Here is a 15,025-nt window from a genome sequence, read left to right as displayed (position 1 = left end):
TGGAATCCCCCGGGAACGACCCGGGGAAAACCGCGATGAAACTGTCCTGCGCGCTCGGCCTCGCGCTGCTGGCGGCCAGCACTGCAGCCGGCGCCGCCAACCTGTACAAGTGGAAGGACGCCAACGGCACGACCCACTACTCGGAAAGGCCGCCGGAGGACCGCAAGTACGACACCCGCCGGATCGACAGCCGCGCCGGGGTGGCCCCGGCGGCCGAAGCCGGGCCGGCCAGGCCCGAATCCAGCGAATGCAGCACCGCCCGGCGGAACCTGGAACTGCTGGGCGGCAGCGCCCCGGTGATGCAGGACACCGACGGCGACGGCAAGCCCGACGCCACCCTGGACGAGAACCAGCGCGCCGCCCAGAAGAACCTGGCCGACGCCGCCGTGAAGGCGTATTGCGCCCCCGGCAAGTAGCGCCCTGCCGTTCTCCGGGCGGCGTCCCGGGCCGCGCGCCGCCGGCGCGCATACCCCCGGCGCGCATGGACTGGCAAAATAGCCGCTTCCGCCTCCTGCGAAGCTTCCCGATGCGCCTTTCCCAGTTCCACCTGCATACCACCAAGGAAACCCCGGCCGATGCCGAACTGGTCAGCCACCGGTTGATGCTGCGCGCGGGCATGATCCGCAAGCTCGCCTCGGGCCTGTACACCTGGTCGCCGCTGGGGCTGCGCGTGTTGCGCAAGGTGGAAGCGATCGTGCGCGAGGAGATGGACCGCGCCGGCGCGCTGGAACTGCAGATCCCGACGATCCAGCCGCAGGAGCTGTGGGAGGCCAGCGGCCGCTGGGAGAAGTTCGGCGACCAGTTGCTGAAGATCAAGGACCGCAAGGACCAGGGCTTCTGCTACAGCCCCACCGCCGAGGAGGCGGTCACCGAGTTCGCCAGGCAGGAACTGAGCAGCTACAAGCAACTGCCGGTCAACTTCTACCAGATCCAGACCAAGTTCCGCGACGAGATCCGCCCCCGCTTCGGCGTGATGCGCGCGCGCGAGTTCCTGATGAAGGACGCCTACTCCTTCCATCTCGCCGACGCCGACCTGGTGCGCGAGTACGAGAACATGAAGGCGGCCTACACCCGCATCTTCACCCGGCTGGGCCTGGACTTCCGCATGGTGCAGGCCGATTCCGGCGCGATCGGCGGCGACGCTTCGCAGGAATTCCACGTGATCGCCGATTCCGGCGAGGACGCCTTGGTGTTCTCGACCGGCTCGGACTACGCGGCCAACATGGAAGCGGCGGTCGCGGCCGATCCCGCGCCCCGCCCGGCCCCCGCCGAGGCGCTGCGCAAGGTCGACACCCCTGCGCAGAAGACCTGCGAGGCGGTCGCCGCGCTGCTCGGCATCGCGCTGGAGCGCACCGCCAAGTCGATCGCCCTGATGGCCGCCGACGGCACGTTCGTGCTGGCGCTGGTGCGCGGCGACCACGAGGTCAACGAGATCAAGCTGGCCAAGGTCGCCGGGTTGGCCGGCCATCGCTTCGCCAGCGAGGCCGAGATCGCCGAGTACCTGGGCAGCGAGCCGGGCTTCCTCGGCCCGGTCAACGCGCGCAAGCCGATCCGCGTGGTCGCCGACCGCGAGGTCGCCGCGCTGGCCGACTTCGTCGTCGGCGCCAACGAGCCGGGTTACCACCTGGCGGGCGTGAACTGGGGCCGCGACCTGCCAGAGCCGGAGGTGGCCGACATCCGCAACGTGCGCGAGGGCGACCGCGCGGTGGACGGCGGCGAACTGCGCATCGCGCGCGGCATCGAGGTCGGCCACGTGTTCCAGCTCGGCCGCAAGTACGCCGAGGCGCTGCAGGCCACCGTGCTCGACGAGAACGGCAAGGCGCAGGTGATGACGATGGGTTGCTACGGCATCGGCATCTCGCGCATCGTCGCCGCGGCGATCGAACAGAACCACGACGAGGCCGGCATCGTCTGGCCCGAGCCGATGGCGCCGTGGCGCGTGGCGGTGTGCGTGATCAACCCGAAGAACGACGCCGGCGTCGCCGGGGCCGCGCAATCGCTGCTGGCCGAACTGGCCGCGGCCGGCATCGAGGCGGTGCTGGACGACCGCGGCCTGCGCCCGGGCGCGATGTTCTCGGATATCGAGTTGATCGGCATCCCGCACCGCATCGTGGTATCCGAACGCGGCCTGGCCGCCGGTACCTACGAATATCGCGCGCGCCGCGCCAGCGAATCGGAGAATCTGGACAAGGCGGCCCTGCTCGCCCGTATATCCGGCTGATCCGGGGCGGCTTTCCGCCCCCGATATTAACGAATCGAATCCACCGGAAATATACGGTGGATTTGTAACCCCGATATTCCGTTATTATGATGGGCACCACTGCCATGGGACGGCATTTCTTCCCATTCAATTCGGAGTAGCGATGTCCATCGATCTCAGCGGCCTGTCGGCCAAGCAGTTGGGTGCCCTCATCAAGAACGCCAGAAAGCAGCAGGCGATCGTCACCAAGCGTCCCTCGATCACCAAGGTCCGCGCGCAATTGGCCAAGCTGGCCAAATCCCAGGGTTATTCCATCGAAGAGCTGTTCGGGGCCGCACCGGGCCGCAAGGCCGGAAAGCCGGGGCCCAAGCCGGGCCGCAAACTCGGCAAGGTCCCGCCCAAGTACCGCAATCCGGCCAACCCCAAGGAAACCTGGACCGGCCGTGGCAAGCAGCCGCGCTGGCTCGCCGAACAGACCGCCAAGGGCAAGAAGGTCGAGGATTTCCTGATCGCCAAGGCGGCACCCGCCAAGAAGACCGCGAAGAAGGCCGCGGCCAAGAAGGCCAAGCAGTAATCCCGCCCCATATTCGAGGACGCCGGCCGCGATGCCGGCGTCCTTGTTTAATCCGTATCCATTTCCTTCGCATGGCGCCATCGGCGGGTCATGCGATTCGAAAAGACCGGATGGCCCCCGCTGATCGACGGGACATGATCGTCTTTATCGGCGATAAGCATCGCCCGGCAGGGCGATTCTCCCGGCGTATTCGCCTGCGGGGATCCGGCCGGATAATGCCGGGGTGGCGGCACTGAAAAGCATTGCATGCCGGCGCGGAATCCCCTGCTTTCGACATCGTGGCCGGCCGCGCTTGGGCATCAGAGATTCTTGCGGGCGGGCACCAGGAGATTGCCGAACAGCAGCCCGGCGACCAGCGCCATCACGATATTGGTGACCGCGAGCAAGGCCGCCTGGCCCACGTCCACGTCCTGTTGCTGGACGAGATTGAGGAACCCGCGCAGGCTGGTGCTGCCGGGCACCAGCATGATGATGCCGGGCAGGCGGATCAGCGCGCCCGGCTTCTGGACGATCCGGCCGAACAGGTTGCCGGCGGCCGTCAGCGTCATCGCCGACAGGAATACCCCGGCCGGGCTGCCCCAGGCCTGCCCGGCGAAGCGCGCGATCGCATAGCTGGCGATCGCCGCCGCCATCACCCAGGGATAGTCGCGGCGATGCGGCTTGAACAGCACCGCGAATGCATAGGCCGCCACCAACAGCGAGGCCCATTCCATCCAGTGCGCCTGCGGCCGCGAGGCGCGTATCCGAGGCTCCAGTCCGAGCCATTGCGCCAGCGTCACCGCGATCACCGCGCCCACCGTCAACTTGAGCACGGTAGTGACCGCACCCGCCAACCGCGCGGTACCGGACACCCAGTGCTGGCTGGCCAGTTCGTTGACCGCGTTGGTCAGCGACATGCCGGGCAGCAGCACCACCAGCGAGGCGATGATCACCGTATTGAGGTTGAGCGAGCCGGCGACCGAGGCCACCAGCGTGGCCACGAAGCCCGCCAGCAGCGCCGCCAGCGCCTCGCTGGCCTCCCTGGTGGCCGGCCGGCGATCGGCGTACTGGGTGAGCAGGCCGATCAGCAGCCCGATCGCCGAGGCCGTGGCGATGTCCAGCCACGGCAGCTTCCACAGCCCCGCCACCCCGGCCGCGGCCAGGCCGTAGGCGACGATCTGCAATGCCTTGCCGCGCCGGCTCATCTCGCGGTCGAGCCGGCGCAGCGCGGTATGGCCCTGGGCGATGCTCATGCGCCCGTTGGCGACGCTCTCGGCGATATAGTCGGCCACGCTCAGCTTGTGCAGGTCGTTCACGCCGGGGGCCAGCCGCACCACGCGGGTGATGTCCGAAGAGCCGATCGCCTTGGTCGGGTCGCTGAAACTGAGGATGATGCCGGTCGGGTTCGACCAGGGCTCGCAATCCAGCCCGAGCTGCTGGGACAAGGCGATCACCGCCGCCTCCAGGCGCTGGGCGGTGGTGCCGTAGGAGTGCAGGCGCCCGGCGATCTCGGTCACGAAGGCCACGCGCTGCGCGTAGGTCGCGCTGGTGGACGGACTGACGGGGAAAGCGTCGGACATGCGCAAGCCGGTCGTGAAGGAAAGCCGCGCGGACACCGCCGGCGGCCATGCAAGTGTATGCCGGCCGTTCCGTCCCGGGCAGCGTGCCGGCCCGGTCCGCCCCGGCCTACCGCCCGTTCCGGCAGGTGGATGACATGCCCTGACGCCGTGCAGGGTATGCTCGCGCCCACGGAAATGCCCATGACGACATCCCAGCCTCCCCACATCGATACGGACGAACAGGACCCGGCACGGATACGGCTGGCAGGGAGCTGGGTGCTCGCGCAGGCCCTGCCCGCGGCGGAACTGCTCAACGCCGTGCCCCAGGGCGTCAGCCGGATCGACGCGCGCGGGATCGCGCAGCTCGACTCGGCCGGCGTGCTGCAGTTGCTGCGGTTTGCCGCCCATCGCGGCCTGAACGACGAGGCGATCGATTTCCGCGAGGAGCACCGCGCGCTCGTCTGCACCATCGAGGACCTGGCCGACGACCGGCCCAAGCCCAAGCGCGACTACGGCTTCGCCGCCGCGCTGGAGCGCCTCGGCGTCGCGGTCAGCACCACCGGCCGGGACATCGTCACGCTGGCCAGCTTCCTCGGGGAGAACCTGGTCAAGCTGGCCCGCCTGCTGCGCCAGCCGCGCCGGTTCCGGCTCACCTCGACCGTCAGCCACATGGAGCACGTCGGCCTGGACGCGGTGCCACTGGTGGTACTGCTGTCCTACCTGGTCGGCGCGGTGATCGCCTTCCTCGGCTCGACGATCCTGCGCGACTTCGGCGCGGAGATCTACGTGGTGGAACTGGTCTCCATCGCCACGCTGCGCGAACTGGCGGTGCTGATGACCGCGATCGTGGTCGCCGGCCGCACCGCCAGCGCCTTCACCGCGCAGATCGGCGCGATGAAGGCCCGCGAGGAGATCGATGCGATCCAGACCCTGGGCCTGGACCCGGTGGACCTGCTGGTGCTGCCCCGCGTCGTGGCCCTGCTGGTGATGCTGCCCCTGCTGACCTTCATCGCGATGCTGGCGGGGCTCGCCGGCGGCGTGACCGTCGGCGCGTTCGACCTCGGCATCCCGCCGCAGATGTACCTGGCGCGCATGCACGAGACCATGCAGGTCCGGCACTTCCTGGTCGGCATGTCCAAGGCGCCGGTGTTCGCCATCGTGATCGGCCTGATCGGCTGCCTGGAAGGCCTCAAGGTCGCCGGCACCGCCCAGTCGGTGGGCGAGCGCACCACGTCCAGCGTGGTGCAGACCATTTCGCTGGTGATCATCATCGATGCGCTGGCCGCGCTGTGGTTCATGAAGATGGGGTGGTGAAGAGGAGCCATGATCCGTGATTCGTGATTCGATATCCGCCAGAAGCGAAAGCGCGGGCACTGCCCCGGCTTCAGGGGGGCTTTCGCCGTGACGGATCGCGAATCGCGAATCGCGAATCCCGATGGCGGCGAAACCGCCATCCGCGTCCACGGCCTGGTCAACCGTTTCGGCGCCCAGACCGTGCACGACGGGCTGGACCTGGATGTGCGCCGCGGCGAGATCCTGGGCGTGGTCGGCGGATCGGGCACCGGCAAGTCGGTGCTGATGCGCTCGATCCTGGGCCTGCGCACGCCCGATGCCGGGCGCATCGAGGTGCTCGGCGTCGATGCGCGCTCGGATGCACCGGAGGATCGCCGCCACATCACCCGCAACACCGGCGTGCTGTTCCAGGACGGCGCGCTGTTTTCCTCGCTGACCGTCGGCGAGAACGTGCAGGTACCGCTGAAGGAGCACCACCGCGAGTTCCCCGAGCGCTGGTATTACGAGCTCGCGCTGTTGAAGGTGAAGCTGGCCGGGCTGCCGGCCGATGCCCTCAACAAGCTGCCCTCGCAGTTGTCGGGCGGCATGCGCAAGCGCGCCGGCCTGGCCCGAGCCCTGGCGCTGGACCCGCCGCTGCTGTTCCTCGACGAACCCACCGCCGGCCTGGACCCGATCGGCGCGGCCGCCTTCGACCAGTTGATCCTGACGTTGCAGCAGGCCCTGGGCCTGACCGTGTTCCTGATCACCCACGACCTGGACACGCTGTACACGATCTGCGACCGCGTCGCGGTGCTGGCCGACCGCAAGGTCGTCGCCACCGCACCGCTCGCGGAGATCGAGAAGATCGACCATCCCTGGATCCAGGAATACTTCCACGGCCCGCGCGCGCGCGCCGCACGCGATGCGCGGGCCGCCTCCACCGAGACCGCCTGAGCATGGAAACCAAAGCCAACTACGTCCTGATCGGCGCCTTCACCATCCTGGCAGGCCTGGCCCTGCTGGTGTTCGGCCTGTGGGCGGCCAAGTACTCCTCCGACCGCACCTGGCAGAACTACCGGGTGGTGTTCCGCGAGGCGGTGACCGGCCTGTCGGTGGGCAGCCCGGTGCAGTACAACGGCATCGCGGTCGGCTCGATCACCGAGCTGACGCTGGCGCCGAACGACCCGCGCCAGGTGGTCGCGCGGCTGCGGATCAACTCCACCACGCCGATCAAGACCGACACCCGCGCCAAGCTCGCGATCACCAGCATCACCGGGCCGTCGATCATCCAGCTCAGCGGCGGCACGCCGGAAGCGCCGCCCCTGACCGCGGTCGACAAGAGCGATGCGCCGATCATCCTCACCACGCCCTCGGCGCTGCAGAACATCACCGACACCGCCAACCGCATCGTCGAACGGCTCGACCAGGTGCTCAGCGACCGCAACGTCGCGGCGATCTCGGCCACGCTGCGGAACCTGGAGGCGTTGAGCGGCTCGGTCGCCGACCGCGACCAGGGCATGCAGGCGCTGCTGGTCAGCGCGCGCGACGCCGCGCGCAAGCTCGATGCCACGCTCGACACCACCAACGGCACGATCAAGCGCCTGGACCAGAACCTGGTGCAGCAGCTGCCGCCGATCCTCGACAAGCTCGACGCCACCCTCGCCCAGCTGGATTCCGCCGCCGGCAACGCCAACAGCATCCTTGGCGAGAACCGCGCCGCGATCAACAGCTTCGCCAACGACGGCCTGGCCCAGCTCGGGCCGACCCTGACCGAGCTGCGCGGCCTGGTCCGCGACCTGCGCCGGGTCAGCGACCGCCTCGAGAACAACCCCGCGCGCTACCTGCTCGGCCGCGACGCCCCCAAGGAGTTCGAACCGAAATGAGCCCGATGACTCCGTTCCGCCCCTGGTTGCTGGGCCTGTCGCTGTGCGCGCTGGCCGGTTGCTCGGTCCTGGCCAGCGGCAGCAAGGATCCGGTGACGATCTATGCGCCCAACGTGCGCGTGCCGGCCGACCCCGCCTGGCCGCAGGTGGGCTGGCAGCTGGCGATCGCCAAGCCCAGCGCCGCGCGGCTGGTCGACAGCCCGCGCATCAACGTGCGGCCGACGCCCGGCGAGCTGGAGGTCTATCGCGGCGTGAGCTGGGCGCAGCCGTCCACCGACATGTTCGAGGACACGCTGCTGCGCGCCTTCGAGGACTCCGGCAGGATCGCCGGCGTGGCGCGGCTGGGCACCGGCATCCGCTCGGACTACAAGCTGGCCATCGACCTGCGCCGCTTCGAGTCCGACTACGCCGGCCAGGCCATTCCCTCGGCGACGATCGAGTTCAACGCCAAGCTGCTGCACACCGTGGACCAGCGGATCGCCGCCTCGCGCACCTTCCTGGTGGCCGAACCGGCGGCCTCGACGGATACCGCGGCGGTCGCCATGGCCTTCGAAGCGGCTCTGCGGAAAGCCACGCATGACCTGGTCGGCTGGACGCTGGACGCCGGGCAACGGGATGCGCAGGCGCATCCGGCCAGGCAGTAGGCCTCGTACCCGCGCAGGATCGGTTTTTGTAGGAGCGGCTTCGGCCGCGATGGGGCCTGCCTCTTTGAATCCCTGCACATGGATGTGCAGGCTTTTGCAGAGGGATCTGCATGAAAGCCCCATCGCGGCCGAAGCCGCTCCCGCAAAGGCCGGTCCTACAAAACCGGCTCGATGCGCCTGAACGTCAGATTCACCCGCTCTCCCACTGCCTTCGCCGTGCGTGGAAGCGCGTGCTGATACAGCGCCTGGGTCCGTCCCGCCATCAGCAGCAGATCGCCGTGGGCGAGTTCCAGCACCTGCCGGGCCGCCCGATCGCGGCGATGCCGCAGGCCAAAACGCCGCGTCGCCCCCAGGCTCAGCGACGCGATTAGCGGCGCAGGACCGAGCTCGGGTTCGTCGTCGCTGTGCCCCCCCATGGCATCGCGCCCGTCGCGATAGCGGTTGGCCAGCACGCTGTTGAACGCCACCCCGGTCTCCTCGGCCAGGCGATCGCGCAAGGCGAGCAATGAGGGCCGCCATGGGCGTGGCTCGAAACGGGTGCCGGAATAGCGATAGCTCGCCTCCGGGTCGCCGATCCAGCTGCTCAGCCGCGGCGAGTCGACCTCGCGGCCGAACAGCCGGATGCGGTGCACTTCCCAGTCGATTCCGGCCAGCAGTTCCGCCAGCAGGGCGTCGGCCTGCGCGCGCGGCAACCAGCCGGGCAGCAAGGTGACGTCCGCGCCGGGCAGGTCGATCCGCATCCGCCCACGCTAAACATTCTTCGGACGGATATCCATACGGCGCCTACTCCGCGAGCGGCGCCTGCGGCCCGCACCGCGGGCCCGTCGCCATACGCCAGCGTCCGGAATTTGCCCGCCCCGGCGCAAACCCCGAAAATGTCCCCAGCCACGAGCCAACGGGAGCGGAACACATGTCGGTAGCGGGAGACGGCGCAGTCGCGTCCGAGGTCATTGAGCGTGACGTGATGGAGTACGACGTCGTCACCGTCGGCGGCGGTCCGGCCGGCCTGGCGTTCGCGATCCGGCTCAAGCAGCTCGATCCCGGACTGTCGGTCTGCGTGATCGAGAAGGCCAGCACGATCGGCGCCCAGGTCCTGTCCGGTGCGGTGATCGAGCCGGGCCCGCTCGACGCCCTGCTGCCCGGCTGGCGCGACAACCCGCCGCCGATCTGCGTGCCGGCCGCGGAGGACGAGTTCTGGCTCCTGAACAAGGACGGCGGCCACAAGTTCCCGGTGGTACCGCCGGGCATGCGCAACCACGGCAACTTCATCGTCAGCCTCGGCGCGCTATGCGCCTGGCTGGCGCCGCAGGCCGAAGCCCTGGGCGTGGAGATCTATCCGGGCTTCGCCGCCGCGGAGACCCTGCACGACGAGTCCGGCAAGGTGATCGGCGTGCGCATCGGCGACATGGGCGTGGCCAAGGACGGTTCGCACAAGCCCGGGTTCACCGCCGGCATCGACATCCACGCCAAGGTCACCGTCCTCGCCGAAGGCGCGCGCGGCCACCTCACCAAGCGCCTGGTCAAGCGCTTCGGCCTGGACGCCGACAGCGATCCGCAGGGCTACTCGATCGGCATCAAGGAACTCTGGCAGGTGCCGGAAGGCCGCGTCACGCCCGGCAAGATCGTGCACACCTTCGGCTGGCCGGCCGATAGCCGCACCTACGGCGGCAGCTTCCTCTACCACCTGACCGACAACCGCATCGCGCTCGGCTACGTCAGCGGCCTGGACTACCACGATCCCGAGTACAAGCCGTGGGAGGCCTTCCAGCAGTGGAAGCACCACCCGCTGATCAAGCCCCTGCTGGAAGGCGGCAACATCCTCTCGGCGGGCGCGCGCGCGATCGTCACGGGCGGCTGGCAATCGCTGCCCAAGGTCGAGATGCCCGGCGCCCTGCTGATCGGCGACACCGCCGGCCTGCTCAACGTACCCAAGATCAAGGGCACCCACCAGGCGATCCGCAGCGGCATGCTGGCCGCCGAACACCTAGTCGCCTCGCGGCTGGCGCCGGAAGGCTTCGACGCGAAGCTGCGCGGCTCGGAGGTGATGGCCGAACTGAAGCGGGTGCGCAACATCAAGCCCGGCTTCAAGAAGGGCCTGTGGTTCGGCATGCTCAACGCAGCCTGGGAAACCGTCGTCAATGGCGCCTCGCCATGGACCCTGAAGAACAGCGCCGACTGGTCTTCGCTGGACCGGATCGGCGAGCACGAGGCCCCCAAGCGCGACTACGTGCAGCGCGACCTGGCGCCGCGCGACCGCCTGCAGGCCGTCTATTTCGCCGCCACCGAACACGACGAGGACCAGCCCGTGCACCTGCGCGTGCACGACACCTCGATCTGCGTGACCCGCTGCGCCGCCGAGTACGACAATCCCTGCACCCGCTTCTGCCCGGCGGGCGTCTACGAGATCGTCGACGACCCGGCCGCCCAGGCCGGCAAGCGCCTGCAGATCAATGCCGCCAACTGCGTGCACTGCAAGACCTGCGACATCAAGGATCCCTACCAGATCATCGACTGGGTGACGCCGGAAGGCGGCTCGGGGCCGAACTACCAGAACCTTTGACGCTGCAGCTCCGAACAGAAAAAGCCATGCGCCATCCGCATGGCTTTTTCGCATTCCCGGAGAACGACCGGCACGCTATGAAATCGCCACCCCGGTTGCCGCACGCAGCGCATCCAGGTCCACCCCGTCCGCCAGTTCGACCAGCTTCAGTCCATCTGCCGTCACGTCCAGCACCGCCAGGTCGGTGATGATCCGGTTCACCACGCCGACGCCGGTCAACGGCAGCGTGCAGGCCGGCAGGATCTTGTGCTCGCCGTTCTTGGCGGTGTGCTCCATCAGCACCACCACGCGCTTCACGCCGGCCACCAGGTCCATCGCGCCGCCCATGCCCTTGACCATCTTGCCGGGCACCATCCAGTTGGCGATGTCGCCCTTGTCGGTGACCTGCATCGCGCCGAGGATGGCCAGGTCGATGTGCCCGCCCCGGATCATCGCGAACGAATCGTGGCTGCCGAAGTAACTGGCTCCCGGCCGCGCCGTCACCGTCTGCTTGCCGGCATTGATCAGGTCGGCGTCGACCTCGTCCTCGGCCGGGAAGGGGCCGATGCCGAGCAGGCCGTTCTCGGACTGCAGCCATACGTCCACGCCTTCCGGGATATGGTTGGCCACGAGCGTGGGCAGGCCGATGCCGAGGTTGACGTACATGCCGTCCGCCAGCTCGCGGGCCGCGCGTGCGGCCATCTGGTCGCGGGTCCAGGCCATCAGGTGCCCTCCTTGTTGCGGACGGTGCGTTGCTCGATGCGTTTCTCGGGCGTGGCGTTGACCACGATGCGGTCGACGTAGATCCCCGGCAGGTGGACCTGGTCGGGGTCGATCGCGCCGACCTCCACCCACTCCTCGACCTCGGCCACGCATACCTTGCCCGCCATCGCGCAGGCGGGATTGAAGTTGCGCGCGGTCTTGCGGAACACCAGGTTCCCGGCCGCATCCGCCTTCCACGCCTTGACCAATGCGATGTCGGCCTGGAGTGCGGTTTCCATCACATAGTGCTTGCCACCGAATTCACGCACTTCCTTGCCTTCGGCCACGACCGTGCCGTAGCCGGTGGCCGTATAGAACGCCGGGATACCGGCTCCCCCCGCACGCAGGCGCTCGGCCAGCGTGCCTTGCGGGTTGAACTCCAGTTCGAGCTCTCCCGCCAGGTATTGCCGTTCGAATTCCTTGTTCTCGCCCACGTAGGAGGAAATCATCTTGCGGATCTGGCGCGTGGCCAGCAGCAGCCCCAGCCCGAAACCGTCCACGCCGGCATTGTTGGAAATGACCGTCAGGTTCTTCACGCCGGAATCGCGCAATGCCGCGATCAGCGCCTCGGGGATCCCGCACAGGCCGAATCCCCCGACCGCCAGCGTCTGCCCGTCGGCCACGATATCGGCCAGCGCCCGGGCCGCGTCGGGCCAGCGCTTGCCTCGTCCCGCCACAACTTCCGTACTGCTCATCCACGCCCTCGCCACGTTGATGTGATGCAGTGCATTGTAGTGGCTGACTGGGGCCTGTCACCGAGCCTCCGACCCCGGCACCAACGGTGCCAGGCCTGCACCAAGCGGCTAAACTCGGCTTTCCCCCGAACGGAACATGCCCATGACCCTGCCCGCCTTCAAGGCCTACGATATCCGCGGTCGCGTACCAGACGAATTGAACGAGGACTTGGCCCGCCGGATCGGCGTGGCGTTGGCGGCACAGCTGAACGAGGGACCGGTGGTGCTCGGCCACGACGTGCGGCTGGCCAGTCCCGCCCTGCAGGATGCCCTGTCGGCCGGCCTGCGCTCGGCCGGGCGCGAAGTCATCGATATCGGCCTGTGCGGCACCGAGGAGGTCTATTTCCAGACCGACCATCTGGGCGCGGCCGGCGGCGTGATGGTCACCGCCAGCCACAACCCGATGGACTACAACGGCATGAAGCTGGTGCGCGAACAGGCCCGGCCGATCAGCTCCGACACCGGGCTGTTCGCGATCCGCGACGTGGTCGCCGCCGATACCGCAGCCGCCACCGAACCCACCGCGCCCCAGCACAGCCGGCCGGACAAATCGGCCTACATCGAGCACCTGCTCAGCTACGTGGATACGCGCCAGCTCAAGCCGCTCAAGTTGGTGGTCAACGCAGGCAACGGCGGCGCCGGCCTGATCGTGGACCTGCTCGCGCCGCACCTGCCGTTCGAGTTCGTGCGCGTCTTCCACGAACCGGACGGCCATTTCCCCAACGGCATCCCCAACCCGCTGCTGCCGGAAAACCGCGACGCCACCGCTCAGGCGGTGAAGGAGCATGGCGCCGACTTCGGCATCGCCTGGGACGGCGACTTCGACCGTTGCTTCTTCTTCGACCACACCGGCCGGTTCATCGAGGGCTATTACCTGGTCGGCCTGCTGGCGCAGGCCATCCTCGCCAAGAATCCGGGCGGCAAGGTGGTGCACGATCCGCGCCTGACCTGGAACACGGTGGAAATGGTGGAGGCCGCAGGCGGCGTCCCGGTGCTGTGCAAGAGCGGGCATGCCTTCATCAAGGAAAAGATGCGCTCCGAGAATGCGGTGTACGGCGGCGAAATGAGCGCGCACCATTACTTCCGCGAGTTCGCCTATGCCGACTCGGGAATGATCCCCTGGCTGCTCATCGCCGAACTGGTTTCGCGCAGCGGTCGCACGCTCGCCGACCTGGTCGAGGACCGCATGCGGAAATTCCCCTGCAGCGGCGAGATCAACTTCAAGGTCGCCGATGCCAAGGCCTCCGTGGCGCGGGTGATGGAGCACTTTGCCGGCCAATCGCCTTCGCTGGACTATACGGATGGCGTCAGCGCCGACTTCGGCGACTGGCGCTTCAACCTCCGCAGCTCCAACACCGAACCGCTGCTCCGGCTCAATGTCGAATCGCGTGGCGACGCGGCGTTGATGCAGGCGCGTACGCAGGAAATCTCCGCCCTCATCAACGCCTGACCAAGGACGCCCCCCCATGAACGACATCCAGCCCGTCATTCTCTCCGGCGGTTCCGGCACGCGCCTGTGGCCGCTTTCGCGCGAGGCCTATCCCAAGCAGTTCCTTCCCCTCGTCGACGACACTACGATGCTGCAGTCCACGTGGAAGCGCGTGGCACCGATCGCCGGCCGCGCCCCGATCGTGGTCGCCAACGAGGAACACCGTTTCGTCGCTGCCGAGCAACTGCAGCAAGTCGGCGCCCGTCCGCAAGCGATCCTGCTCGAGCCGGCGGGCCGCAACACGGCACCCGCCATCGCACTGGCGGCCCTCGAAGCCACCCGCAACGACCAGGACGCACTGCTGCTGGTGCTGCCGTCCGACCATGTCATCGCCAACGAAGCCGCCTTCCGCGAGGCGGTGCGCGAGGCGTCTGCCGCGGCGGAGGCGGGCAAGCTGGTGACCTTCGGCATCGTGCCCACGGGCCCGGAGGTCGGCTATGGCTACATCAAGGCAGCCGCCGGCACGTCCGCGCGCCCGGTCGAACGCTTCGTCGAGAAACCCGACCTGGAGACCGCCAAGGGCTACGTCGCTTCCGGCGAGTATTACTGGAACAGCGGCATGTTCCTGTTCAAGGCCTCGCGCTACCTGGAAGAACTGGCCAAGTTCAACCCGGCGATCCTGGAAGGCAGCCGCAAGGCGTGGGAACTCGCCAGGCGCGACACCGACTTCATCCGCGTCGACAAGGATGCCTTTGCCGCCACGCCGTCGGACTCGATCGACTACGCCGTGATGGAGAAGACCGATGCGGCCGTGGTGGTGCCGCTCGACGCCGGCTGGAGCGACGTCGGTTCCTGGTCCGCGCTGCGCGAGGTTTCCGCCCAGGACGAGAACGGCAACGCCCATCATGGCGACGTCATCGCCGTCGACTGCCGCAACACCTACGCCTACGGCAATCGCCTGATCGCGATGGTCGGGCTCGACGACGTCGTGGTGGTGGAGACCGACGACGCGGTGCTGGTGGGGCGCGGCGAGCGCATCCAGGAAGTCAAGTCGGTCGTCGCGAAGATCAAGCAGGATGGCCGCTCCGAGGCGACGTGGCACCGCAAGGTCTACCGCCCCTGGGGCGCCTACGATTCGATCGACATGGGGCAGCGGTTCCAGGTCAAGCGCATCACCGTCAAGCCGGGCGCGACGCTGAGCCTGCAGATGCACCATCACCGCGCCGAGCACTGGATCGTGGTCAGCGGCACCGCCGAAGTCACCCGCGGCGACGAAGTCCTGCTGCTGACCGAGAACCAGAGCACCTACATCCCGCTGGGCGTGACCCATCGCCTGCGCAATCCCGGCAAGCTGCCGCTGGAGCTGATCGAGGTGCAGTCCGGCAGCTATCTCGGCGAGGACGACATCGTGCGTTTCGAGGATACCTACGGCCGAGCCTGAGCCCGTTCC

14 protein-coding genes are annotated in these 15,025 nt (G+C 68.3%); 10 read left to right on the top strand and 4 right to left on the bottom strand.

What is annotated here, in order from left to right:
- The first annotated feature begins 35 nt into the window (after positions 1-35).
- The 3 genes from M3M27_RS04000 (at position 36) to M3M27_RS03990 (ending at position 2,774) form a co-directional block, all read left to right on the top strand.
- Positions 36-416, top strand: coding sequence for a DUF4124 domain-containing protein (locus tag M3M27_RS04000; RefSeq protein ID WP_434027233.1), 381 nt, complete (start codon positions 36-38; stop codon positions 414-416).
- Between the two features lie 110 nt (positions 417-526).
- Positions 527-2,221: a proline--tRNA ligase gene (locus tag M3M27_RS03995; protein ID WP_434027232.1), complete on the top strand. Its 1,695-nt coding sequence runs from the start codon at positions 527-529 to the stop codon at positions 2,219-2,221.
- 142 nt (positions 2,222-2,363) lie between these two features.
- Positions 2,364-2,774, top strand: a complete 411-nt coding sequence (locus M3M27_RS03990) for an H-NS family nucleoid-associated regulatory protein (protein WP_434027231.1) — start codon at positions 2,364-2,366, stop codon at positions 2,772-2,774.
- Positions 2,775-3,073: 299 nt separating this feature from the next.
- On the opposite strand, the gene M3M27_RS03985 is transcribed toward M3M27_RS03990, so the two are convergent.
- Complete coding sequence (locus M3M27_RS03985) at positions 3,074-4,333, bottom strand: threonine/serine ThrE exporter family protein (protein WP_140726958.1); 1,260 nt, start codon at positions 4,331-4,333, stop codon at positions 3,074-3,076.
- Between the two features lie 180 nt (positions 4,334-4,513).
- Here M3M27_RS03985 and M3M27_RS03980 point away from each other — a divergent pair, with 180 nt between their 5' ends.
- The 4 genes from M3M27_RS03980 (at position 4,514) to M3M27_RS03965 (ending at position 8,111) form a co-directional block, all read left to right on the top strand.
- Positions 4,514-5,626, top strand: coding sequence for an MlaE family ABC transporter permease (locus M3M27_RS03980; protein ID WP_140726960.1), 1,113 nt, complete (start codon positions 4,514-4,516; stop codon positions 5,624-5,626).
- A gap of 87 nt (positions 5,627-5,713) precedes the next feature.
- On the top strand, positions 5,714-6,538 hold the full coding sequence (locus M3M27_RS03975; RefSeq protein WP_140726962.1) for an ABC transporter ATP-binding protein: 825 nt from the start codon (positions 5,714-5,716) through the stop codon (positions 6,536-6,538).
- A 2-nt stretch (positions 6,539-6,540) separates the two neighbouring features.
- Entirely contained in the window at positions 6,541-7,467 is a 927-nt protein-coding gene (locus tag M3M27_RS03970; protein WP_140726964.1) for an MlaD family protein, read from the top strand.
- A gap of 5 nt (positions 7,468-7,472) precedes the next feature.
- Positions 7,473-8,111 (top strand): ABC-type transport auxiliary lipoprotein family protein, encoded by a 639-nt coding sequence (locus tag M3M27_RS03965; protein WP_434027951.1) that lies wholly within the window; start codon positions 7,473-7,475, stop codon positions 8,109-8,111.
- 155 nt (positions 8,112-8,266) lie between these two features.
- Here the strand turns inward: M3M27_RS03965 and M3M27_RS03960 are convergent, their stop codons facing one another.
- On the bottom strand, positions 8,267-8,851 hold the full coding sequence (locus M3M27_RS03960) for an alpha-ketoglutarate-dependent dioxygenase AlkB family protein (protein ID WP_434027230.1): 585 nt from the start codon (positions 8,849-8,851) through the stop codon (positions 8,267-8,269).
- 170 nt (positions 8,852-9,021) lie between these two features.
- On the opposite strand from M3M27_RS03960, the gene M3M27_RS03955 reads away from it, so the two are divergent.
- On the top strand, positions 9,022-10,671 hold the full coding sequence (locus tag M3M27_RS03955) for an electron transfer flavoprotein-ubiquinone oxidoreductase (RefSeq protein WP_434027228.1): 1,650 nt from the start codon (positions 9,022-9,024) through the stop codon (positions 10,669-10,671).
- 75 nt (positions 10,672-10,746) lie between these two features.
- Here the strand turns inward: M3M27_RS03955 and M3M27_RS03950 are convergent, their stop codons facing one another.
- Positions 10,747-11,373 carry a CoA transferase subunit B gene (locus tag M3M27_RS03950; protein WP_434027227.1) on the bottom strand — a complete coding sequence of 209 codons (627 nt, stop codon included), beginning with the start codon at positions 11,371-11,373 and terminating at the stop codon, positions 10,747-10,749.
- Positions 11,373-12,107 (bottom strand): CoA transferase subunit A, encoded by a 735-nt coding sequence (locus M3M27_RS03945; protein ID WP_140726975.1) that lies wholly within the window; start codon positions 12,105-12,107, stop codon positions 11,373-11,375. The genes M3M27_RS03950 and M3M27_RS03945 overlap by 1 nt, the downstream gene beginning before the upstream one ends.
- A gap of 142 nt (positions 12,108-12,249) precedes the next feature.
- On the opposite strand from M3M27_RS03945, the gene M3M27_RS03940 reads away from it, so the two are divergent.
- Together M3M27_RS03940 and M3M27_RS03935 are read left to right on the top strand one after the other, a co-directional pair.
- Positions 12,250-13,596 carry a phosphomannomutase gene (locus M3M27_RS03940; protein WP_434027225.1) on the top strand — a complete coding sequence of 449 codons (1,347 nt, stop codon included), beginning with the start codon at positions 12,250-12,252 and terminating at the stop codon, positions 13,594-13,596.
- A 16-nt stretch (positions 13,597-13,612) separates the two neighbouring features.
- On the top strand, positions 13,613-15,016 hold the full coding sequence (locus tag M3M27_RS03935) for a mannose-1-phosphate guanylyltransferase/mannose-6-phosphate isomerase (RefSeq protein ID WP_434027224.1): 1,404 nt from the start codon (positions 13,613-13,615) through the stop codon (positions 15,014-15,016).
- Positions 15,017-15,025 lie beyond the last annotated feature (9 nt).

This window comes from Xanthomonas boreopolis (assembly GCF_046529185.1).
GTDB lineage: Bacteria > Pseudomonadota > Gammaproteobacteria > Xanthomonadales > Xanthomonadaceae > Pseudomonas_S > Pseudomonas_S boreopolis.
The sequence above is the reverse complement of the archived record's forward strand: the minus strand, read 5'-3'. Positions and strand labels throughout refer to the sequence as shown.